The organism is Serratia sp. SCBI, from assembly GCF_000747565.1.
GTDB lineage: Bacteria > Pseudomonadota > Gammaproteobacteria > Enterobacterales > Enterobacteriaceae > Serratia > Serratia ureilytica.
Map to the genome: position 1 here is coordinate 3,237,033 of NZ_CP003424.1, position 22,056 is coordinate 3,259,088.

Annotated in this window: 17 protein-coding genes and 3 pseudogenes; 7 read left to right on the top strand and 13 right to left on the bottom strand. The window is 57.7% G+C overall.

Annotated elements, in window-relative coordinates:
* The 10 genes from vgrG to SERRSCBI_RS15240 form a co-directional block, all read right to left on the bottom strand.
* The gene (gene vgrG, locus SERRSCBI_RS15200) at positions 1-2,262 is read right to left on the bottom strand and encodes a type VI secretion system tip protein VgrG (RefSeq protein ID WP_004935351.1); all 2,262 of its coding nucleotides are present in this window, start codon (positions 2,260-2,262) and stop codon (positions 1-3) included.
* 64 nt (positions 2,263-2,326) lie between these two features.
* On the bottom strand, positions 2,327-4,912 hold the full coding sequence (gene tssH / locus SERRSCBI_RS15205) for a type VI secretion system ATPase TssH (protein ID WP_033643660.1): 2,586 nt from the start codon (positions 4,910-4,912) through the stop codon (positions 2,327-2,329).
* Positions 4,913-4,928: 16 nt separating this feature from the next.
* The gene (locus tag SERRSCBI_RS25130; RefSeq protein WP_232230712.1) at positions 4,929-5,066 is read right to left on the bottom strand and encodes a hypothetical protein; all 138 of its coding nucleotides are present in this window, start codon (positions 5,064-5,066) and stop codon (positions 4,929-4,931) included.
* A gap of 32 nt (positions 5,067-5,098) precedes the next feature.
* Complete coding sequence (locus SERRSCBI_RS15210; RefSeq protein WP_232230713.1) at positions 5,099-5,956, bottom strand: type VI secretion system baseplate subunit TssG; 858 nt, start codon at positions 5,954-5,956, stop codon at positions 5,099-5,101.
* Positions 5,949-7,790, bottom strand: coding sequence for a type VI secretion system baseplate subunit TssF (gene tssF / locus SERRSCBI_RS15215; protein WP_033643661.1), 1,842 nt, complete (start codon positions 7,788-7,790; stop codon positions 5,949-5,951). The genes SERRSCBI_RS15210 and tssF overlap by 8 nt, the downstream gene beginning before the upstream one ends.
* Positions 7,791-7,801: 11 nt before the next feature.
* A complete protein-coding gene (locus tag SERRSCBI_RS15220) occupies positions 7,802-8,248 on the bottom strand; it encodes a type VI secretion system baseplate subunit TssE (RefSeq protein ID WP_015378391.1) in 447 nt (148 codons plus the stop codon).
* A gap of 81 nt (positions 8,249-8,329) precedes the next feature.
* Positions 8,330-8,854 carry an Hcp family type VI secretion system effector gene (locus SERRSCBI_RS15225; RefSeq protein WP_004935369.1) on the bottom strand — a complete coding sequence of 175 codons (525 nt, stop codon included), beginning with the start codon at positions 8,852-8,854 and terminating at the stop codon, positions 8,330-8,332.
* 231 nt (positions 8,855-9,085) lie between these two features.
* A complete protein-coding gene (gene tssC / locus SERRSCBI_RS15230; protein WP_033643662.1) occupies positions 9,086-10,612 on the bottom strand; it encodes a type VI secretion system contractile sheath large subunit in 1,527 nt (508 codons plus the stop codon).
* The gene (gene tssB, locus SERRSCBI_RS15235) at positions 10,609-11,166 is read right to left on the bottom strand and encodes a type VI secretion system contractile sheath small subunit (protein WP_033643663.1); all 558 of its coding nucleotides are present in this window, start codon (positions 11,164-11,166) and stop codon (positions 10,609-10,611) included. Before tssB ends, tssC begins: the two co-directional genes overlap by 4 nt.
* Before the next feature lie 24 nt (positions 11,167-11,190).
* Entirely contained in the window at positions 11,191-12,156 is a 966-nt protein-coding gene (locus SERRSCBI_RS15240; protein WP_033643664.1) for an ImpA family type VI secretion system protein, read from the bottom strand.
* 1,609 nt (positions 12,157-13,765) lie between these two features.
* Between SERRSCBI_RS15240 and SERRSCBI_RS15245 the strand changes: the two genes are divergently transcribed.
* Positions 13,766-14,200: a DoxX family protein gene (locus SERRSCBI_RS15245; protein WP_033651807.1), complete on the top strand. Its 435-nt coding sequence runs from the start codon at positions 13,766-13,768 to the stop codon at positions 14,198-14,200.
* 58 nt (positions 14,201-14,258) lie between these two features.
* Here SERRSCBI_RS15245 and SERRSCBI_RS15250 read toward each other — a convergent pair whose 3' ends face one another.
* Both SERRSCBI_RS15250 and SERRSCBI_RS15255 read right to left on the bottom strand, forming a co-directional pair.
* Positions 14,259-14,891 carry a helix-turn-helix domain-containing protein gene (locus tag SERRSCBI_RS15250; RefSeq protein WP_033643666.1) on the bottom strand — a complete coding sequence of 211 codons (633 nt, stop codon included), beginning with the start codon at positions 14,889-14,891 and terminating at the stop codon, positions 14,259-14,261.
* A 125-nt stretch (positions 14,892-15,016) separates the two neighbouring features.
* Complete coding sequence (locus SERRSCBI_RS15255; RefSeq protein ID WP_033643667.1) at positions 15,017-15,829, bottom strand: IclR family transcriptional regulator C-terminal domain-containing protein; 813 nt, start codon at positions 15,827-15,829, stop codon at positions 15,017-15,019.
* A 188-nt stretch (positions 15,830-16,017) separates the two neighbouring features.
* On the opposite strand from SERRSCBI_RS15255, the gene SERRSCBI_RS15260 reads away from it, so the two are divergent.
* From SERRSCBI_RS15260 to pcaC, 6 genes and pseudogenes are all read left to right on the top strand, one after another.
* A complete protein-coding gene (locus tag SERRSCBI_RS15260; RefSeq protein WP_033651809.1) occupies positions 16,018-16,707 on the top strand; it encodes a 3-oxoacid CoA-transferase subunit A in 690 nt (229 codons plus the stop codon).
* A gap of 11 nt (positions 16,708-16,718) precedes the next feature.
* Positions 16,719-17,372, top strand: a complete 654-nt coding sequence (locus SERRSCBI_RS15265) for a 3-oxoacid CoA-transferase subunit B (protein WP_033647889.1) — start codon at positions 16,719-16,721, stop codon at positions 17,370-17,372.
* A gap of 10 nt (positions 17,373-17,382) precedes the next feature.
* The gene (pcaF, locus tag SERRSCBI_RS15270; RefSeq protein WP_042784958.1) at positions 17,383-18,585 is read left to right on the top strand and encodes a 3-oxoadipyl-CoA thiolase; all 1,203 of its coding nucleotides are present in this window, start codon (positions 17,383-17,385) and stop codon (positions 18,583-18,585) included.
* Between the two features lie 3 nt (positions 18,586-18,588).
* Positions 18,589-19,938: a 3-carboxy-cis,cis-muconate cycloisomerase gene (locus SERRSCBI_RS15275; RefSeq protein WP_033651812.1), complete on the top strand. Its 1,350-nt coding sequence runs from the start codon at positions 18,589-18,591 to the stop codon at positions 19,936-19,938.
* Positions 19,929-20,672, top strand: a pseudogene (gene pcaD / locus SERRSCBI_RS25135) (3-oxoadipate enol-lactonase); the annotation flags it as partial. The gene SERRSCBI_RS15275 and the pseudogene pcaD, both read left to right, overlap by 10 nt.
* Positions 20,673-21,082, top strand: a pseudogene (pcaC, locus tag SERRSCBI_RS25140) (4-carboxymuconolactone decarboxylase).
* Positions 21,083-21,091: 9 nt separating this feature from the next.
* Here pcaC and SERRSCBI_RS15285 read toward each other — a convergent pair.
* A pseudogene (locus SERRSCBI_RS15285) lies at positions 21,092-22,025 on the bottom strand (LysR substrate-binding domain-containing protein).
* Positions 22,026-22,056 lie beyond the last annotated feature (31 nt).

Sequence of the window (22,056 nt, forward strand, 5' to 3'; positions counted from 1 at the left end):
TTAGTTTTTGCTTTGCATCCCGACTTTTTTCAAATCGACGCCGGTCTCGGACAGTGACGCGCCGGTATAGCTGATCGACACCCCTGTCGTGCTGGTGCTGCTGCCGGTATTGCTGACGCTGCTGCCGGTATTGCTGACGCTGCTGCCGGTGCTGCTGACGCTGCTGCCGGTGGTGCCGACGCTGCTGCCGGTGGTGCTCACGCTGCTGCCGGTGGTACTGATGCTGCAGCCGGTGGTGCTGGTCGACGATCCGGTGGTGCTGATGCTGCAGCCGGTGGTGCTGGTCGACGAGCCGGTGGTACTGACACTGACGCCGGTAAAGCTGGTGCTGCTGCCGGTCTGGCTGGTGCTGACCGTGGTGTAGCTGTTGCTTTCGCCGGTCATGCTGTTGCTGATGCTGGTGAAGGAGTTGCTTTCGCCGGTCATCGAGTTTGATACGCCGGTGCAGCTGGTGCTCTGCCCGGTGAACGAGGTGCTCAGCCCGGTGAACGAAGTGCTCACGCCGGTAAATGACGTGCTCACGCCGGTGAACGAGGTGCTCACGCCGGTAAACGAGGTGCTCACGCCGGTGGCGGTGAGGCTGACGCCGGTCATCGACGCGCTGACGCCTTTAATCGAGGCGTCAAACCCGGTAATGCTGAAGACGTAATCCTTGTAAGAGACGTGGTTGGTGAACCAGTCGGTAAAGGTGCGGCGGATGATGTCGAACTTGTCCATTCCCACCTCGGTGGCCTGGTTGCGCTCCACCGTGGTTTGCAGATCGCGTTCGGCATGCAGCATGACGCGTTCGTTGTTGCGGTTGTCATCGAAGGTCAACTGGCTGGCATGCTGCGGCTTGCCGAAGCGCAGCGAACGCGACACCATGCCCGAGTAGTTGATGTATTCAGGTAACTGATAAGGCGGCGGGTTGTCGCCGTTATACACAATCCCGGTCACCATCGGACGATCGAGATCGCCGTCGACATAGGTCACCAGCACTTCCTGACCGACGCGCGGCATGGCGATCACGCCCCAGCCTTTCCCTGCCCAGGCCTGCACCACGCGGATCCAGCAAGAGCTGTCTTCCTCGGTGGTTTTGTAGCGATCCCAGTGGAAATGCACGCGGATGCGCGCAAATTTGTCGGTATGCACTTCGGAGTTGGGCGCGCCGACCACGGTGGCGCTCTGGATGCCCGGCATCTGCGGCTTTGGCGTTTCGCGCAGCGGGCGGAAAGGCACGTCGTCGTTCAACGCATTGAAACGGCAGGTGACGTTGCGGCCGTCGCTGCTGCTGTCCGGACCGTCTTGCACGAACACATAGTCGCAGCGAGTCAGCTTGAAGCGGCGGTTGCGGTTGGCGTCCGGGTGCAAAATCAAGGAGAAATCCTTGCCGGCCATCAGCCCGACGGCGTTGCTCTCGCCAAACAGCAAATGGCCGTCGCTTTGCATTTCTTCAAGGCGCAGCCGCGCCAGGTTTTCACCGCGTTCGGTATCCACATAACCCGCCGCGTAGTCGTACCACTCCAACGGGGTGTTCTGCAGGCCGAGGCGGCTCTCTTCCACCTTGGTTTGCAGGTTCTTGCGCGGGTTCTGGAAGTCGAAGTCGCGCAGCACGATTTCATTCGGGCGCACTTTGCGTGAACGCTGGATGCGCTGGATCCCTTCGCGGATGGCGCGGTTTTCTTCGCTGTCCGGCATGAACGGCAACACGGCGTAACCGAAATCCAGATCGTCGAAATTCTGCCGGTCGGTGATCACCAGCGTGTGTTTATCCTCGGCGTGATCGAAGTAATACCAGATGCCTTCGTCTTCAAGCAGGCGGCTGATAAACGCGAAATCCGTTTCAGAAAACTGCACGCAATATTCACGCGTCGGATAAGTGCCTTGAATATCCAGACGGTAGTCGGCAAAACCGTAGCGCGAGAAGATTTGCTCGATGATGTCGAGCACGTTCAAATCCTGGAAAATGCGGCTGTTGCGGTTCTGCATCAAAAACCACAGCCAGGTGCTCAGCTCCAGCTTATAAACGAACTTATCCTGATGCTGCCCCGAATCGGAGGCGCCGATCACGTAAGCGTAAAACGGCCGCGCGCCGAAATCCGGCCTTTCTATTTGAATGCTGATCCCTTGACCCAGCAGAGATTCATAATCAACGTCCGCCTGTTCACATTCGAATTCGAGCGTATATTGCGAGTTGCTCGACAACCCTTCTTTGGTGGTGAAGCTGAGTGGAAACGCATTTAATTCGGCTAACACCGGGTTATCAATTTCGATTAAAGGCATAACAACCTCTCTGATCCGATATCGAACCCCGCCCCGCGTTTGCGGGCCGGCGGCAAATTAAAAATCAGTCGAAATAAACACTTAAACTATCGTTCTCGACCATGAGTTGGATATTCTGCAGTTCCTGTCCCGTCCGTTTGCGCTGCAGCACTTCATTGCTGATGGGCGGCAAAATCGCCTGCTGCAGCAGCGACTCGACCGCTCTGCCGCGCGAAGGATGGGCGCTGATGCGTTTGGCTATCCAGCCTGGAATGTCGCCTTCCAGCACCAGCGACACGCCCACTTCTTTGTGCAAACGCTGTTGTAAACGCGAAATCTGTTTGGTGGCGATATGGGTTATCGCTTCGGTAGAAAGCGGCACGTAGGGAATGACGTTCATGCGCGCCAACAGCGCCGCCGGGAAGAAGCGCGCCAGCACGTCGTGCAGCATCGGCCGCAGCGCTTCGGTTTTCAGATCCGGCGTTTCCGCCAGCGTCGCTTCTATTTCGCCGGCGCCGATATTGCTCGTCATTAAAATGAAACACTGGCGGAAGCTGATCATGCGGCCCTCACCGTCTTCCATCACGCCCTTGTCGAAGACTTGATAAAACGCCTCGTGGATATCGGGATGCGCCTTGTCGAATTCGTCGAGCAAGACGATGGAATAAGGTTTGCGGCGCACCGCCTCCGTCAACTTGCCGCCCTTGCCGTAGCCGACATAGCCCGGCGGCGCCCCTTTCAGGGTGGAAACGGTATGCGATTCCTGAAACTCGCTCATATTGAAGACGATCAGGTTATGCGCGCCGCCGTACATCGCCTCCGCCAGCGCAAACGCGGTCTCCGTTTTGCCGACGCCGCTCGGGCCGGACAGCATGAAAACGCCCAATGGCCGATCGTGCGCCTGAATGCCGGCGCGGGAGATGCGCACCGCCTGCGCGATTTCATCGATCGCCGTCTGCTGGCCGAATATCTGGCGGCTCAGCAGTTGGTTGAGATTGAGCGCATTGTCCAGATCGCTTTGCAGCATGCGGCCGGTGGGGATGCCGGTCCAATCCGACAACACCTCCGCCACGACGCGGTCGTCCACCCACGGATACACCAACGGCAGGCCGCCGTCTTGCAAGGCTCCCAGCTCGGAGGCCAACTGCGGCAAGCGCTCCGGCGACTGCCGCTCCGCGTCGAGCAAGGTGGTGACCGCCTGTTGCTCCTGCGCCTGCCGCTGACGCAGCGCATCCAGTTCGCCTTCCATGTCGCTGAGGGTCTGCTGCAATTCAGTGATGCGGGTAAGCGCCAGATCGTCGAATTTGCTTTCCTCCTGCAGGCCGTTCATTTCGGTGCGCTTCACCGCCAACCCGGCCTCGAGCGACTCGATTTTTTCAGGCAACGCATGCTGGCTCAGCGCCACCCGCGCGCAGGCGGTGTCCAGCAAGCTGATGGCTTTGTCCGGCAGTTGCCGCGACGGCAGATGGCGCAGCGACAAATGCACCGCCGCCTGCAGCGCCGACTCGCGGATCTTGACGCTGTGGTGCTGCGCAAAATGCGGGGCGATGGCGCGCATCATGTTCACCGCATTCTCTTCGTCGGGTTCAGAAACCAACACGTACTGGAAACGGCGCGTCAGCGCGGCATCCGGCTCGATGAACTGTTTGTATTCCGACCAGGTCGTCGCCGCCACCATGCGCAGCGCCCCCCTGGCCAACATCGGTTTCAACAGGTTGACGGCGTCGCCGGTGCCGGCCTGCCCGCCGGCGCCCACCAGCGTATGCGCCTCGTCGCAAAACAGGATCACCGGTACCGCCGAATGCGCGATGGCGTCGATCAGCGCTTTCAGGCGCGATTCGAATTCGCCCCTCATGCTCGCCCCGGCCTGCATGCGCCCCAGATCCAAAGACAGCAGCCGGGCGCCCTGCAGCAGCGGCGGCACCTGCCCCTGGGCTATCTTGCAGGCCAGCGCTTCTGCCACCGCCGTTTTGCCGACCCCGGCTTCGCCCACCAAAATCGGGTTGTTCTGCCGGCGACGCAGCAAGATGTCGATCACCTGGCGCAGCTCCGCTTCGCGGCCAATCACCGGGTCGATTTCACCGTCGCGCGCCTGGCGGGTCAGATCGGCGCACCATTTATCGAGAATATCGACCGTCTCGGACGCCTCCGGCGCATCGCCGTGGGCGCTGTAGACCTCTTCTTCCTCTTCCTCATGCTCGACGGACTCCGCCAGAATCGCCGGATAATCGTCGAACAGCTGCGGGATCGGCAGTTTTTTGAACTCGTCGCTCAGCCGGTACAGGCTGCGCTGCAACGTGGGATCCTGCAGAATGCCGACCAGGATATGAATGGTGCGCACCCCGCCGGACGGCGTTTCGGCGAGCTGGCTCATCAGCAGCCCTCTTTCCACCACCGTTTCCAGTTGCGTCGACAGGTCCACCACCGCATTCGTCCGGTTAGGCAAGGTATGAAGAATGCGATCCAACGCATCGCTGATACGCTGACTGTTGATGGCGTAGTGCGCCAGGATCATCGGCAAGTCGCCGCGTTCCTTGTCCACCAGGACTTTCAGCCAGTGTTCCAGCTCCACGTATTCGTGCCTGAAGGTTCGGCACAGCTTGGTCGCTTCGACGAACGACTGATAGGCAAAGTGGCCCAATCGCGAAAAAAGACGTTCTCGTTGATACACCTTAAATTTCCTTATATTAAGTTGTTGATTGATAAACCAGCTGCCTAAACGTCCCTGTCTTAGGTTTCAGCCAGCTGTCTTTACTCAGCGACTTGCCGCCCAGCTGCGCCGCCATGCCCGGCTCCGTGGCAATCAGCAGGCTGACATCCAGCATCAGCTGATGGCTCGTAAAGTCATGACAGATGCTCACCAACGCCTGCAGCCGCCGGCTGCCGCGCTGATACTGCTGATACTGCGGGGCCCCAGCGGGCCGATCTGAATATGCGCGCCGTACTGGGCATCGAAAAAGCGGCTGCCGATGCGCGTGCTGCCCAACTTGCCCAGCTTTTGGCTGCCGCTTTGCTTGCCGTCGTCGATCCACTTGGCGTAGCGCGGCGTAATCGTGATGGGAACGGCGAAATAGGCCGCCAACATCTTGTTGAGCTGCCGCAGCGAGCGGCGACCGGGCAGATAAGTGCCGGGGTACGCCTCGCGCAGGCGCTGGATATGCGGGTTCACCGTCAGCGCCGTATCGACGCCCACCGTCTGGCGCAAATGGCGCAAGAACGGGTTTTTGTCATCGTCATGCTCATGGCCGATCATCGCCTTCAGCTGCGCCCAGGCCCGGTAGTGCAATACGGCGAAGCGCTGGCTGACGATGCCGACGAACTGCTGGAACGCCTGGTTGCGTCTGGCGATGACTTCGGTGCGCGCGTGCTCAGTCACATGAATCGGCAGCGGGCCGTAGGGGGCGAACATGCCGAAATGCCGCGCCTGAATCAGCACTTGCTTAGGGCGCTGCACGATAGAGGCGATTTCACGTGAAGCGAACGCCATATCCGCCGGCTGGGTAATGCAGAGCCTTTCGCGGCTGCGATCGTTGGAGACGCCGAGCCGCGGCGCATCCGGCTGCGCGCGTTCGATACGCCGCAGCAGCTCGAAAAAATCCTGTCGATTGGACAGCCCGCGGATTTCGGCCTGGCCCGCGCTTTCGCTTTGCGCCCCCGGCGTCGGCGCCGGCTCCAACGAGAGCGCCGTTTCACGCATCAACGACATATCAGCCATAGTAGAGCGCCCCCCAGTCGGCGTGGGTTTCCCCATCCAGCAACAGCTTCATGCTTAACGTTTGGTTCAGGTCGCCGTATTGGCTCAACGCGTGGTGCAATATTTTGCCGAACAGATAGGCGCCGTGGTCGGCATGATGGTTGGCGCTTAAGTTGACGGCGATCTCGGCTCCGCGGATCCAGGCCAGCGGCCCCGGCCCCTGATTGCGTTCGAAGTGGTGCTCCACCCAGGCGTTTTTGATGCTGGCGATGCGCTTGCGCTGGCTGGAGTCATCCTGATGGCAGAACAACGACAGCCAGTCGCGCAACAGCGCCGAACAATCCTGAACGTCGGGGCGCGCATGGCGCAAAGGATTGGAGGCCAGCATCTGGATCGCCTGCCACGCCTGGCTGATGTTCGGCACCGCGACCGGGTTGCTCGGGTAGCGGACGATCTCCACCTGGTGGATCGGCATCGCCGTTTCCAGCTGGAAATGCGGCTGCTGAAGGTGCGCCGGCACCAGATGCCGTTCGCATACCAGCGCCTCGACGCTGAGCGACGTGATGTCGTCGATGTCGATGCCGCTTTTGCCCGGCGAGATGGCGATGAAGGTATCTTCGTTGGGCAGGTGCGGATTGTTGTACTTGGAGGGCGACGGCTCCCGGCGACGGTGCAGCGTATAACCGGCCGGCTCCCGCTCGCAGTCGTACTGCACGTCGGCCTGCAGCGAAGAGAAAATCACCGGGTTGCCGTCGGGCAGCATGCCTTTCACTTGTTTTACGCTGTGTATCTCATACAGCGAGGTGTTCAAACGATCGACCACCAGCTGGTGCTCCGTGCGCTCATCCGTCAGCAGCACCGGCGAGCAATGGCGGCGATACAGGTTGATGACCGGGGTCGCGAAAAGATGAAAATCCCTGGCGTTGACGCGACCGATCAGAGTGAGTGGGCGTTGCTCCAGCGCGAACAAGATCTCGAACTCGTGAACGCGTTCACATTGTCGCAGAAAATCCTGCACGCCATGCAGCTCCAGGCTGAAGAAGCGGCTTGGCGCGGCGAAGTATTCGCGCATCAGCCGGTTGCCGGGCAGTTCCCCCACCACGGTGGGCAACAAGGCTTCTTCATCGCTGACGCCGCCCAGGCGCAAGCTGTCCGGCTGCAAGACTTTGACGATTGGCCGGTCGTCGCTTTTCGCCCATAGCACGATGCGCAAGGTGCGATTAAGCAACGCGGCCAGCAGTTGATTGGCCCGCACCGTATCTTCCGCCAGCGTCAGGTGCAGCGGCTCGAGATCCAGCTCCGAGACGGGAAGCACGCCGTGCGTCGTCAGGCATATCCTGACGTAGGCCGAGCAATCCTGCATGTGTCTGGCGGCGCCGTCAGGCAAATGGTGCGGCGGCAAAATCTCACATTCCGCCAGTGAAATCTCAACGGGCTGCACTTTAATATGCCGCGCCGTGGTAAACGTGGCGGGTTTGTTGTTCAGCGAGATATCGTTGAGGGTCATGCGGCTCCCGCGCGGCAGGTCAACCTGGCTGTGCCACTGGGGAAAAGAGAGATCGGGCTTAATCGCGACGGTGGCGATCGCAGGAACCGGCGTATACCACAGCGGCGCCAGGCGTGAGAGCATTTGCAGGGCAAATTCCGGCTGCTCATTGTTCAGCTTTTCCTGGATGCGGGTGCAAAGGAACGCGGAGCCCTCCAACAGACGCTCAACGAAAGGATCCAGCACGCCGTCGATATGCATGCCTAAATGCTGGGCGACCTGGGGATGAGAAGAGGCGAACTGACGACCGGCCTCGCGAAAATAACGCAGCTCATCATTATATAATTGGAGAAAGCGCTCACTGAACATAGTCACCCCTATTAATCAAATACGTGTACGGCGCCACAGGAATAATCAAGAGCGATGCGCAAATTAACCAGCATTTCGTCACCCGGTAATGAGCAGGTGCCATAAATATCGAATAAAATCGCCAGCACATACGATTGGCGTTCATTCACTACAGGCACCACACGAATCGTTTTCGGATCCAGACGCGGCTCAAACGAAGTAATGATTCTTTGTATATGTCTCGCCAGCGTTAACGGATCGGTATTAATCGGTATGCGTTGGCTCAGCGACGGCAGGCCATAATTCAATACCGAACTTTCGCTGTGCGCATAATCATGAAGTTTCAAATCAGCGCTGCGCGATGCGTCATTCAGTAAAAATTCGATATCACGCACCAAAACACGCCGCCAATTATCGGCGCTGGCGCTTTGATGTCTCACGCTGAGCTTATCGAATAGCATGGGCAATGACGCTTTCATTTAACACCTCGCGATAAGGCTTATGTCTGCCCGCAATCGCTGCGGGCAGACAGCCTGCAATTAGTGTTGTGACATCAATGATCAGATACGGGCATTAAGCTTGAGGTCATACCCCGTCTTAATTACCGCACCCATGGAGCCATCATTGTTTTGCTCTTTGTACTCAACTTCGATACGTGCGAAATTCAGCTTGATAACGTCGGTTGGCAGCACGGTATCGATTTCAGTACCGATGGTGGAATTCAGCGGCATATTACCCACGGTCTTGAATGAAGAAACCAGGCAGTTGCTGAAGGTCACGGCAATGAAGTCTTGCTGACCCTGGCCTGATTTACGGCAAACAAGTTTTGCCTGAGGAATATGCTCGCCGGTGGCGCACATCAGGAACAGTTTCGGCGAAGCCTTATTGCTCACCATGCGAAACTCAAAGTCTTTCATCTCGACTTTGCCTGAACCGCCGCCGCTCCCGAACCCCCAACGGCCGGCGTTTTCTTCCGCCCATTGCCAGGCTTGCAGCTGAATCCAGCCAGGGTAGGTTTGGTCGGGTGATTCACCATCAACACCCTCAATTTTCAAAAAATAGTCTACTAAAGCTTTCGTGCTCATTTTTTGTCTCCTTGACTGATAGGTCTACTTCGTTAATTGAAAAGTCTATTCAGATAAGTCGTTATATTGCCTACGCGATCATTGAAATAGCGACAATGAGAACCCATTAGCCATTAATAAATAGCAATAGCGTAAAAAACAGCGCCACTAAATTTCAATGAAATATCAATTCCCACCAACGCCATTTAATAATTAACGTCGGCAATATCCAAACCAATGACCAGCCGTAACTTATCTGCTCCCATCTTTTTTGGCTGACGGAAGTTTTGATACAAGTCGCAAGGACACGGTCATGCCTTCCAACTGGTAATGCGGGCGCAAATAGAAATGCGCGCGGTAATAACCCGGATCGTCTTCTACATCCTCAACGCGCACCTCGGCGGCGGCTAATGGACGACGCGCCTTGGTCGCCTCGGTCGATACGGAAGGATCGCCATCGACATAGTTCATCAGCCAGTCATTCAGCCACAGCTGCATATCGTCCCTGGACCGAAAAGAACCGATTTTGTCGCGCACGATGCATTTCAAATAGTGCGCGAATCGGCACGTGGCGAAAATATAAGGCAAGCGCGAAGACAGCTTGGCGTTGGCCGTCGCGTCGGGATCCTCGTATTTCGCCGGCGCGTGCATGGTGCAAGAACCGATAAAAGCGGCGAAATCGGAATGCTTGCGATAGACCAGGGGCAAGAACCCGGCGTCGGAAAGTTCTTGCTCGCGCCGATCGGAAATGGCCACTTCCGTCGGGCACGTCAGTTCATATCCGCCCTCATCGGATGGAAACGCGTAGGCGGGCAGTTCTTCCACCGAGCCGCCGGATTCGATGCCGCGAATCTTCGAACACCAGCCGTACTCATGGAACGCGCGGTTGATGTTGACGCCCATCGCATACGCCGAGTTGGCCCAGGAAAAATCATCATCCACATCCGGCCTGACAGACTCCTCGAAAGCGAACTCTTCGATCGGGTTGGTTTTCGCCCCATAAGGCAAACGCGACAGGAAACGCGGCATCGTCAACACCAGGTAACGCGAGTCGTTGCTTTCGCGCAGGCGGCGCCAGGACGCATATTCCGGCGTGGTGAAAATCTTGCCGATATCCCGCGGGTTGCCCAGTTCGTTCCACTTGCTCATCTGCAGCAGCGACGGCGACGCGGCGGAAATGAACGGACAGTGCGACGCCGCGGAAATTTTCGCCAACTCGGTCAGCAGCGTAACGCTCATCGGGCTGTGATCGAATTCAAAATCGCCGATGATGCAACCGAACGGCTCGCCGCCGAACTGACCATATTCCTGTTCGTAAATCTGTTTGAACACCGGGCTTTGATCCCAGGCGGAGCCCCGATAGCGGCGCAAATTGCGCGTCAGCTCATCCTGACTGATGTTCAACACCCGGATCTTGAGCGTTTCGCTGACGTTGGTGTTATCGACCAGATAACTCAGACCTTGCCAGGCGGACTCCAGCTTCTGGAACTCCTTGTGGTGCAAGATATTATTCATCTGTTGCGAAAGCTGTTCGTCGATCTGGGCAATCAACGATTCAATGGTCAATACGACATCCTGGCTGACCTTGACCTTGCCTTTATTGGCATATTCGGACAGCGTGCCGATAGCCCGACGAACCGCTTCCGAAGCCTCGTTCGTTCTGGGCCGGAATGAACGCTTGAGCAAACCGTCAAGCTCATTTTCCGTTTCCTGCGTTTCAACTTCAGCGACTGCCGTAGCCTGCTGCTTAGCCGAATAGCGTCGTTGCCTCGCTCTCATTCCTCATCTCCTTTATTGCCGGAATCCTGCACATCCTGTTCTGCATCCGCGACCGTTTTACGCGCATCCGTCACCAAACGATGCAGAAAATCGGGTTTCTCCAGCAGATTCTTCACCACTTCTTCCGCGCTGGATTTACCATCCATATAGGTGATCAGCTCCGTGAGATGCTCCCGGGCTTCAAGCAGGCGTTGCATCTGCGGAACCCGTTTGGCGATGGCGCCAGGCGTGAAGTCATCCATCGATTCAAACTCCAATTCCACGTCCAGCAACGCATCGTCTTCGCTCAGGGTGTTCTCTACGTAAAATTGCAGACGAGGCTTGATGGCGCGCATGCGATCGTTGAAGTTGTCCTGATCAAAGGTCAGGAATTTCCGCTCTTCGATCGGCAGCAAAGGCTTTTTCCGATGCCCAGAGAGATCGGACATGACCCCCGTAACAAAGGGCAACTCCACTTTCTTTTGTGAACCGTAAAGCTCTACGTCATATTCAATTTGCACGCGCGGCGCGTTATTTTTACCGATAAATTTCTGAGAGCTTGAGTCCTTAGCCATTGGAAAACTCCTTTGTGATAAAAATTACTTCCCGGACAATTGATTTAACGAGGCCAGAGATTCCGGCAAAAGCTCCTCAACAATCGTCGCGAAGTCCATACCGATCATTTTTTGTGAACGTCGAATAAGAATGGGGGCCGGATGGCTGGGCTCATAGTTTTGGAAATAGTCCAAAACCTGATCCAACAGCAAGATGACATCCTGCCGGGAACGGATATATTTGCCGGGCATGGCGACAGGCGCGTCAGCATCCGGCGAGTCAATCTCCGCGTCATCCCGTTCAGCCGGCAATTCCTGCTGTTCCAGTGAAGCCAGCTGGCGGTTGAACTGTTTCAAATAGTCGCGCACCTGCCGGCAGTCCAAACGATAATCTTCGGCCTGCAGATTGGCGTAATTCTCGACGCGCTCCAGCGCATCGATTTCCAGCGCCAATTGCTCTTTCAGCGAAGGCAGATTTCTGCCGGCAAAATAACTGTCGGCTTGCCCCAGCACCTTTACCACCTCCGAAAAATGCAGGCTTTTGCCTTCCTGCTCGTCAAGCCGCATATTCAGCAGCTCGTCGGTGGTTAACGGCGTGTCGGGAAAAATCTTGCTGTTCTTGATTTCGTGCAGACAGGACGATGTGGCGAGCCACCCTAATGCGGCCGCATGAAAGCTGTCCGATGAGGGTTCCATATCCGCCTGAGGGAAAATGGTGGCGCCCTCCTCGGCATATTTGGCGTCAATATCCTTAATGCCCTGGTAGAAGGCCGAAAAACCGTCGATATGAAGATTGGCACGCATAAACCACAGCACGACATGTAAATCGAAGCACTGTTCCAGCAACGCGGCAGACTGCTCGCGAATGGCGTGCCAATTGATATCACGCGCATTGTCTACGGCATTAAGCGGATCGGTTTGGCTGTCATATTCCGAAAGCGTGAATTCAATTTCACTGTATCGTGGATCAAATTCGACGCCATTCACTTCCGTTGAGATGACTTCATTCATGGCCTGATATCCTTTTCAATCAGCACTAGAAACATAAAGCCTAATAAAGCGGGCTTTTACGTTCGCCAGTCTTTCCCAGAGTCCTTTTAGCGTAAGTTAGTCGTCACCAAGCTCGCAAATTGTTTAGATGTATTAATATTAACAACAATAATAGATTGAACCTATCAATAGAATCACAGTGATCGGTTTAAACTATTTTACATTTACATATTTATTTTTTCCTTTTAAAATCAATAAATTGCAAACGATAATTATGCAAGCTAAGAATAGGAAAAAAATCAAAAACTGCCCTAAAAACAACGTTTCATCCTTGGTAGGATAATTCCAGTAATACCACTGGATACAAATAATTTAATTAGCAAATGATAACCACGGTAAATAGTGAAATTTTTTCATAAAACCATGACAGCCAGTCGTTTCTTGCAAGCGGGTAGCACGCAATGATCAATAGAAGACGATGGCAGTGTGACTTTCATTTCCAGCACTCAGTACTTACACATGCGAAACCTGGTGTGAAAATAAACAATTTGGCGAGAGTTTTGATTATTAATTTTAAAGCTAAAGCACAGATTAACATTCCGCCGTGGTGCACCGAATACCTATTGGTACACAAACAGCCTGGTGGATAAAGCATCGTTCTTTTATAGTTAACTCAGGGTAATGATCAGAATAATTTAAGATTCAATTCCCCTTCATGTGTGTTCTCATACGTCTTACCGCGGCAAAAGCACCACTGCAGTAAAGGGTCTCGCAGACTAAAGTGGCATTAGAGATATCATTTACTATAACCGCGAAATAACCACGTAAGCGCTGCAACGACAGTAACCGTGTTAAGACCAGCGATCTGTTCCATATACAAGAAATGTTTCCCTAACTGATAAGACCACTAATTTGATACTAGCAAAGGCAAACCCAATATCAAGAAAAAATATTATTTTTTTAATAAAAAAATAACAAATCAATATACATAAAACAAACAATTCAATAACTTAAAACAGCGCTGAATCGATTACTTTTACGCCAGGAAAAATAGTTCATGGAAATTTACACCCACTCATAACCCCCTCAGTCAATCTCACTCATTCTCTTCGGCATTGAATTGTCATCAAAAAATAAGAAAATCTATAAAAATAAAACCCGCCACTGGCCGTGCGTCCCACAGGATCAACTTTCGCAAGGCAAAATAAGCAAGATAATTCCCAATAAAAAGGCCGAAAAAAAGCGTCAATGATTTAGCGGTTCAAAATAAAAATAAAGGTAACTCTATTGGGTTATTAAAGCGAAAACACGCACCTTTTCATTGCTGCAAAAAAACCTTATGAATCTTTACGTTGCCTGTCCTTTGACAATCATTGATGAAAACGCAAATCAGGTAGCCAACACATACAGAAAAGAGATGGGCTACGCGGCGGGCCAACCCTGCCGATGACTTTTCTCATCCCCGGTTCGGCCCGTGCGCACAGGTTATTCCGCCTAAAAATCAGGCCGCATCGCCGGCCTCGTCCGGCGATTTAACGCCAAGCCCGCCGTTTTCCTGATCCAGAACAGCTTTCGCATTCATCCGACTGATATATTGATTGAAAATCATTCCTATTCAGGAGAAAAAGCCATGGTTAAGTCACTCAATGCGGCATTCACTCGCTTTTTTGACCACCCGGACGCAGGCAAATTGGCGCTCAGGCTAACCTTCGGCGGGCTGATGCTGTTTCACGGCGTCGCGAAAGTTCAGCATGGCGTCGGCTGGATCGCCGATGCGTTACAACAACAAGGGCTGCCCGCCTTCATCGCCTATGGCGTATATATTGGGGAGATCCTGGCGCCGATACTGATCGTTTTGGGGCTGTTCACCCGCCCCGCCGCAGGGGTTTACGCCCTCACGCTGGTGGTGGCGTTTTTGATGGTGGGCACCGGCAAGGTCTTCACCGTCACCGACGTCGGCGCCTGGGGCATTGAAAACGAACTGGTGTTCTTTATGGGTGGGGTCGCCATACTGCTGCTGGGCAGCGGGAAGTATGCCATCGCGCGCAATGAAGCCTATCGATAAACCGCGCTATCAATAAGGAGGTTCCTGGTCTGAGCCTCCTCTTTATCTATAACGGCCATTAACGGTCGGCCAGCCGGTAAACCGGTACCTTGCGCGTCGTGCCGGTCAGGGTGTCGAAAATCTCCGTTTCCGCCGTCACGATCGTCATGCCGGTTTTTCTTAGCCTGCGCACTTCGGCGGCGATGCGCTGTATGCCGAACCAGAACAGTCCGTCCAGCGCCGTGACGCGCAGCCCCTGCTCCAGCGCCAGCTTAAGCCGCTCACGCGGCGCCTTGAGCGCCTTGGCGATTTCCCGGTAAGGCAGCGCGTCCACGCCCGACGCCGAGGTTCGGTGAATGCGGGTCGACAGACCGTATTGGAAGGCCTCGGGCACGTCGCTTAAATCGCTCTTCAGGCTGTAAACGCAGCCAAAGCGCTTGCCGTTGAACACCACATTTTTTTGACTGATCGACAGCTCATCGCGCAGGCCGGCAATCAGCTGCGGCGCCCGCACCAGCAATAAGCGAAACGGCAATTCGAAACTGGTCACATAGTCCACGTTGAGCAACGCAATGCGCAGGCGCTCTTCCGCGCCCGCCTGCGTCTGGCGACACTCGTTCAACACCTCGCTCCACTGGCGCGCAAGCCGCGGGGCTTCATCCAGCGGCGCGAAATGGTATTTCTCGATGTGGTAGTCGATTCTTTCGTTCATGTCCGTTGGCCCCCGCGTCAGTCATCATGCCCTCAGCAAATTACCTTACCCGCGGCCCACAATACAACACCGCATCACGCCGCAAGACGCGGAAAAAATCGGGCGCATACGCCCCCTGTGCGCGCTCAAGGTGAGTCGTGCAACAGCAGCGATATCTCTTCGGCGGCCGAGCGCAACAAAGGCAGGTGGTGCTGGTGCAAACGCTCTGCGGAAACCTGGCCGGCATGCACGCCGACGTTCAACGCCGCGGCGATGCGGCCGTCCGGCGTGGTGAGCGGCACCGCCAGTGAACGCAGGCCAATCTCCAGCTCCTGATCGTTGATGGCATATCCCTGCTGACGCACGCGCGCCAGCTCTTCCCGCAATGCGCTGACGCTCACCAGGGTATGGCTGGTGTAACGCAGTTGAGTCAATCGCGCCAAATAGTCGTTCAACGTCTCACTGGCGAGCCCGCTGAGCAGCACCCGCCCCATCGACGTCGTGCTGGCGGGTAAGCGACTGCCGACGTGCAAATCGATGGTCATGATCCGCGAAGTTGATGCGCGGGCGATATAAAGAATGTCATCGCCGTCCAATATGGCCATGGAACAGGACTCATTGAGCGTCTGGCTGAGTTGCCTCAACACCGGCTGCGCGGCGTTGGCCAACGGCGAAGCCCCCAGCCAGTTGTGACCCAGCGACAAGACGCGCGGGCGCAGCTCATAATTCTTGCCGTCTTCCGCGTACACAAAGCCCAGCTTACTCAGGGTGTAAAGGCAGCGGCGCACCGCCGCGCGCGGAATGCCGGTACGCTGGCTAATCTGCGACACCGACATCAGCCGCCGCTGCGGCGTAAAAGCCTGCAGGACCTCCAATCCTCGCGCCAAAGAGGCCATAAAGTCGGGATCCCCCTTCCAGGGATCGGTGCTGCTGCGCGTAATTTCCTGTTCTTTTTCCATTCTCGTTACCCCGCTGTCTGCCTGAAATATCGCTGTGCCGACGATCACAACCTGCGAATGCCTCTCAAAGAATAGCCGATAATCGCACACTTTTTCGATAATCGGTATTGTTTGCCTGAAAGGGACGATCTACTTTCCCATTGACGATAAACACTCCCCCGGCGGGCGCCGAATGAAAGGAACAACAGATGATCGATAAAAGTGTGGCCACCCTGGAAGACGCCGTGTCCATCATTCCGGACGGCGCGAGCATCATGATTGGCGGCTTTGGCCCCGCGGGACAGCCGCTGGAACTGATCGATGCGCTGATTGAACACGGTGCCCGCGAGCTGACGGTAATCAGCAATAACGCCGGCAACGGCGACAGCGGCCTCGCGGCGCTGCTCAAGACCGGCTGTGTGCGAAAGATGATTTGCTCCTTCCCGCGCCAGGCCGATTCGTGGGTCTTTGACGACCTTTATCGCCGCGGCGCGATCGAACTGGAACTGGTGCCTCAGGGCAACCTTGCCGCCCGCATGCAGGCCGCCGGCAGCGGGTTGGGCGGCATTTTCACCCCAACCGCCTTTGGCACGCCGCTGGCGCAAGGCAAAGAAACGCGTGAAATCGACGGACGGCATTACGTATTTGAAACGCCCTTAAAGGCGGATTTCGCCTTGATAAAGGCCCATCGGGGTGACCGCTGGGGCAATCTGGTTTACCGCAAAGCGGCGCGTAATTTTGGCCCGGTGATGGCGATGGCCGCCGCCACGACGATAGCGCAGGTCGCTGAATTGGTGCCGCTTGGCGCACTGGATCCGGAAAACGTGATAACGCCGGGCATCTTCGTCCAGCGCCTGGTGGCGGTGGCGCACCCCGCGACCTTTTCCCTCTCTGCCTGAGGAGTCATAACATGCAAAAATTAACCCGCGACCAATTAGCCCAACGGGTAGCGCGCGATATTCCGGAAGGCGCCTACGTCAACCTCGGGATTGGGCTGCCGACCCGCATCGCTAACTACCTGCCCGCCGACAAAGAGGTGATTCTGCACAGCGAAAACGGCCTGCTCGGCATGGGGCCGTCACCCGCGCCGGGCGAAGAAGATCCGGAGCTCATCAACGCCGGTAAAGAACTGGTGACCTTGCTGCCCGGCGGCAGTTATTTCCATCACGCCGACTCTTTTACCATGATGCGCGGCGGCCACCTCGATATCTGCGTGATGGGGGCATATCAGGTCTCGGCTGCCGGCGATCTGGCCAACTGGAGCACCGGCGCCGAAGACGCGATCCCGGCGGTGGGCGGCGCTATGGATCTGGCCATCGGCGCGCGCAAAGTCTATGTGATGATGGACTACCTGACCAAGACCGGCGAATGCAAGCTGGTGGAACAGTGCAGCTACCCGTTGACCGGATTGGCCTGCGTCAGCCGCATTTATTCGGATATGGCAATCATTGATATCACCCCGGACGGCCCGCAGGTGCTGGAGCTGTGTCCGGGGCTCACCTTTGACGCGCTGCAAGCGTTAACCCCGATACGTTTACTGCAATCTGACTTGATCCCCGCTTGAGGAAATCGCCATGCAACAGGCTTTTATCTGCGATGCCGTTCGTACGCCATTCGGCCGTTACGGCGGCGCATTATCCGCGCTGCGCGCCGACGATTTGGCCGCTCTGCCCCTGAAGGCGCTGCTTGCCCGACTGCCGCAGTTGGATCCCCACGCCATTGATGACGTTATTCTGGGGTGCGCCAACCAGGCCGGTGAAGACAACCGCAACGTGGCGCGAATGGCGCTGCTGTTGGCCGGATTGCCCCACACCGTGCCGGGCACCACCCTCAATCGCCTGTGCGGTTCGGGATTGGACGCGGTAGGCATGGCGGCGCGCGCCATTAAATGCGGCGAAGCGGAGGTCATCATCGCGGGCGGCGTGGAAAGCATGTCGCGCGCGCCCTTTGTCACCGGCAAAGCGGACAGCGCCTTCAGCCGATCGCTGAAAATGGAAGATACGACGATGGGATGGCGCTTTATCAACCCGCAGATGCGCGCGCGGTTCGGTGTCGAAACCATGCCTGAAACCGCCGAAAATGTGGCTCGCGATTTCGCCGTCAGCCGCGCCGATCAAGACGCCTTTGCATTGCGCAGCCAAGAGCGCACCGCCCGCGCTCAGGAGCTGGGCCTGTTTGATGAGGAACTGATCGCCGTCAGCATTCCGCAACGCAAAGGCGAGCCGCTCAGCCTGGTTCGCGACGAACATCCCCGCAGCACTTCTTTGGCCGCGTTGTCCGCCCTGAAAGGCGTCGTGCGCCCCGAGGGGAGCGTCACCGCCGGCAACGCCTCGGGCATCAACGACGGGGCCAGCGCCCTGCTCATTGCCAGCGAACGCGCGGCGGTGCAGTATGGACTCGCCCCGCTGGCGCGTGTGGTCGGCATGTCCGCCTGCGGCGTAGAGCCGCGCATCATGGGTTACGGGCCGGTTCCCGCAGTCCGCAAAGTGCTGGCGCAAACCGGTTTGAGCCTGGCGCAAATGGACGTCATCGAGTTGAATGAAGCCTTTGCCGCCCAGGCGCTGGCCGTGACGCGCGCCCTGGGACTGCCGGATGACGCGGAACGGGTCAACCCTAACGGCGGCGCTATCGCGCTGGGGCATCCCCTGGGGGCATCCGGCGGCAGGTTGGCCATGACCGCCGCTTATCAACTGCGGCGCACCGGCGGGCGTTTTGCCCTGTGCACCATGTGCGTCGGTGTCGGGCAAGGCGTCGCCTTGATTCTGGAACGGATATAACGAATGTCTCTCTATAGCGCAATGTTTATGGCTTCGCCATTAACGCCCTGCTTCAGCGACACGGCGCTGCTGCAGGGCATGCTTGATTTCGAAGCCGGTCTGGCGCAGGCCCTGGCGTCTGCAGGGATTATCGATGACGCGTCCGCGCGGATCATACGCAGCCACTGCCAGGCGGAAAAGCTCGACGCCGCCGCGCTGACGCAGTCCGCCGGATTGGCGGGCAATTTAGCCATTCCCCTCGTCAAACAATTGACGGCGTTGGTGGCGCAAACCTCACCGGAAGCGGCGCGTTTCGTTCACTGGGGGGCGACCAGTCAGGATGCGATTGACAGCGGGCTGATGCTGCAACTGCGCAGCGCGCTCGATAAAACCGACGCGCTGCTCAATCAGCTGATTGCGGCGCTGACGGCGCAATGCCGGCGCCATAGCGCAACGTTAATGGTGGGCCGCACCTGGCTGCAACACGCTTTGCCAACGACGCTGGGGCTGAAGCTGGCCGGCACGCTGGACGCCTTGCTGCGCTATCGGGCGCGTCTGGCTGAAATGCGGCCACGCGTGCTCGCGTTGCAATTCGGCGGCGCGGCCGGCACGCTCGCCTCGCTCGGCGAACAGGGTGAGCGCGTTGAGCGGGCGCTGGCGCAAGCGCTGGCCCTGCCGCGCAGCGCCACGCCGTGGCATACCCAACGCGATCGGTTGTTGGAGCTGGCGAGTTGGTATGCCGGCCTGACGGGCTCGCTCGGCAAGCTGGCGCGCGACATGTCTTTGTTGATGCAGACCGAAGTCGCTGAAATCAGCGAGCCGTCGGCCCCCGGACGCGGCGGCTCTTCCACGATGCCGCATAAGCGCAATCCGGTACTCTGCGCCGCCATCCTCAGCGCGGCCAACCGTCTGCCTGCGTTGATGTCGGGATTGTATGCCGGCCTGGTGCAGGAGCACGAACGCGCGCTGGGCGGCTGGCAGGCCGAGTGGCAAAGCCTGCCGCAGCTCCTGGTGCTGAGCGGGGCGGCATTGGCGCAAAGCCTGGATCTCATTAACGGTCTGGAGGTGCATGAAGCGGCGATGAGGCGCAATCTGGCGCTGACGCAGGGGCTGATCATGGCTGAATCGGTTACACTGGCCTTAGCCCCCACCCTCGGCCGTCAACAGGCGCACCATCATATAGAACGGTGCTGCCGGCAAGCCCTGGCCACCCAGCAACCCCTGTTAACCCTTCTGTGCGCCGATGCGGAAGTCTCTTCCCGACTCAGCCGGGAAACCCTGGAAACCTTGCTCGATCCGGCCAATGCCACCGGCAGCACGCAGCGTTTCATTCAACAAGTCCTGGCGATGGCCGAGAGGGAGCAATCATGTTGAATTATGTCCTTGAGGGGCCTGAAAACGCCCCGGTTATTCTGTTTGGCAACTCGCTGGGCACCTCATTGGCAATGTGGCAGCCGCAGCGCGACGCGTTCATCGCCCACTATCGCATTCTGCGCTACGACGTTGCCGGCCACGGCGACTCTGCGCCCGATGAACAGCCCGGCTCGCTGGCGCGACTGGGCGAACAGGTGCTGTCCCTGCTGGACACTCTGACGATTGATCGGGTGCATTTCTGCGGCATCTCCATGGGGGGGCTGACGGGGTTATGGCTGGCGCGCTTTCATGCCGATCGCTTGCTGACGCTGACGATCGCCAATAGCGCCGCGAAAATCGGGGTGACGGAGCATTGGCGAGAACGCGCCGCGCAGGTGCGCCAGTGCGGCATGTCCGCCGTCAGCGATGGCGCGGCAGCGCGCTGGTTCACCCCGGCATTTTGCCAATCCGCCCCCGTCAAGGTGCAAACCGTCGTGCAACAGCTCACCGCCTGCGATCCCGAGGGCTATGCCGCTTGCTGCGACGCGCTGGCGACCGCCGATTTACGCGCCGAGCTGGCAGGCATCCGCGTTCCGACGCTGGTTATCGCCGGACATGAGGATGCGGTAACGACCGTCGACGATGCAAAAGCCTTGGCGGCAGGCATTCCCGACGCGCAATGCGTCATCCTGCCCGCCGCCCACCTGTCCAGCATCGAAGCCTGGCGGGCATTTAACCGCGCGTTCCGGGCCTTTTTGGATGAGCAGCTCACGCAGCGGCAACGTTATCAGCAAGGCCTGACGGTGCGCAGAGCGGTGCTGGGCGATGAGCATGTCGATAATACCCTCGCGGCGCTGTCGCCGCTCAACGAGGAGTTTCAGCATTTCATCACTCGCTACGCCTGGGGGAAATATGGACGCGTCCGGGCTTGTCGCGCCATACCCGCAGCCTGATCACCATCGCGATGCTGATCGCCTTGAATCGCGAAGCTGAGCTGAAAATGCATATCCGGGCCGCCTTCAATAACGGCGTCACGCGTGAAGAGATCAAAGAAGTTCTGATGCATGCGGCGCTTTACTGCGGCTTACCCGCCTCGAACGCCGCTTTTCATCTGGCGCAGTCCGTCTTTGCCGAACACGACGCCGGGCGGCGATCGGACGACTAGAAGACGCGGTTATACCGGCACATCCAGCACCCTTTGGCGCAGCGCAGCAATCAGGCGCTGCTGCTCAGGGGACGAGAGCGCCTCTTGCCGGGTAATGATGCCCAGCGGCTCGGCCATGCCCTGGGTAGGCAACGGCAGCGCACGCAGGTGATTGCTGAACAAGTCGTCACGCACCGCGCCGTAAGGCACCAGCCACACATAGCCATACTGTAGCGTCAGGCAGCGCGCCAGCGTAACCGACAACGTCTCGACGCACCCTTCCGGCACCGCCAGCCCGTGGCTGACAATGAGCGCCTCCGCATTCTGACGCGGCACGGTACCCCGCGGGGAGAGCACCAATGGCCAGCTCAACGCCTCCGCCAACGAGACATCCGAATGCAACAGCGGATGATGAGGAGCAACCACCAGCCGCAGCGTTTCATGGTACAGCAGCTCGAAGTTGAGCCCCTCCATGCGGGAGGGGTCTGACATACGCCCGATGCCTAACGTTAATTGCCCCGATCTCACCGCCATCATCAGCGCATCGTTGGCCAGCGTCGTAACCTGCATGCGCCAGCCGGGGGATTGCTGCTGCAACCCCACCACGACCGGCGCGACCAGGCTCACCAGCGTGGTGGGCAACGCGCCGATATGCAGCGGCGCCGGCAGCGCCTCGCTGTCCGAGGCAAGCGTGCGCCCCAACACATTCAGCGCATCCAAAACGCGGCTGGCATCCTGCAGGAAACGCGCCCCGGCGGCGGTCAGTTCCGCCCCCTGCCGATTGCGCAAAAAAAAGGCGCTCGCCGGCCAGGCTTTCCAGTTCGTTGAGCGTTTTAGAGAGCGCGGGCTGCGTGATGCCCAATTGCTGTGCGGCGCGCACCAACGTCCCCTGTTGCGCGGTAGCGACAAAGGCGTGCAGATGACGAAGGCGGATGCGTTGGCTAAAGCGAGAAGTCATGTTCATGATTTATAGTATTAACTTGCCGCCGGCGCGG

Coding starts and splice junctions, on each gene's coding strand:
- SERRSCBI_RS15275 (WP_033651812.1), top strand. CDS start 18,589: ATGTCTCTCTATAGCGCAATGTTTATGGCTTCGCCATTAACGCCCTGC.
- SERRSCBI_RS15255 (WP_033643667.1), bottom strand. CDS start 15,829: ATGGAAAAAGAACAGGAAATTACGCGCAGCAGCACCGATCCCTGGAAG.
- SERRSCBI_RS15220 (WP_015378391.1), bottom strand. CDS start 8,248: ATGAAAGCGTCATTGCCCATGCTATTCGATAAGCTCAGCGTGAGACAT.
- SERRSCBI_RS15245 (WP_033651807.1), top strand. CDS start 13,766: ATGGTTAAGTCACTCAATGCGGCATTCACTCGCTTTTTTGACCACCCG.
- SERRSCBI_RS15250 (WP_033643666.1), bottom strand. CDS start 14,891: ATGAACGAAAGAATCGACTACCACATCGAGAAATACCATTTCGCGCCG.
- SERRSCBI_RS15210 (WP_232230713.1), bottom strand. CDS start 5,956: ATGGCTGATATGTCGTTGATGCGTGAAACGGCGCTCTCGTTGGAGCCG.
- SERRSCBI_RS25130 (WP_232230712.1), bottom strand. CDS start 5,066: ATGCTGGATGTCAGCCTGCTGATTGCCACGGAGCCGGGCATGGCGGCG.
- tssB (WP_033643663.1), bottom strand. CDS start 11,166: ATGGCTAAGGACTCAAGCTCTCAGAAATTTATCGGTAAAAATAACGCG.
- pcaF (WP_042784958.1), top strand. CDS start 17,383: ATGCAACAGGCTTTTATCTGCGATGCCGTTCGTACGCCATTCGGCCGT.
- tssC (WP_033643662.1), bottom strand. CDS start 10,612: ATGAGAGCGAGGCAACGACGCTATTCGGCTAAGCAGCAGGCTACGGCA.
- SERRSCBI_RS15240 (WP_033643664.1), bottom strand. CDS start 12,156: ATGAATGAAGTCATCTCAACGGAAGTGAATGGCGTCGAATTTGATCCA.
- SERRSCBI_RS15260 (WP_033651809.1), top strand. CDS start 16,018: ATGATCGATAAAAGTGTGGCCACCCTGGAAGACGCCGTGTCCATCATT.
- SERRSCBI_RS15225 (WP_004935369.1), bottom strand. CDS start 8,854: ATGAGCACGAAAGCTTTAGTAGACTATTTTTTGAAAATTGAGGGTGTT.
- SERRSCBI_RS15265 (WP_033647889.1), top strand. CDS start 16,719: ATGCAAAAATTAACCCGCGACCAATTAGCCCAACGGGTAGCGCGCGAT.
- tssF (WP_033643661.1), bottom strand. CDS start 7,790: ATGTTCAGTGAGCGCTTTCTCCAATTATATAATGATGAGCTGCGTTAT.
- vgrG (WP_004935351.1), bottom strand. CDS start 2,262: ATGCCTTTAATCGAAATTGATAACCCGGTGTTAGCCGAATTAAATGCG.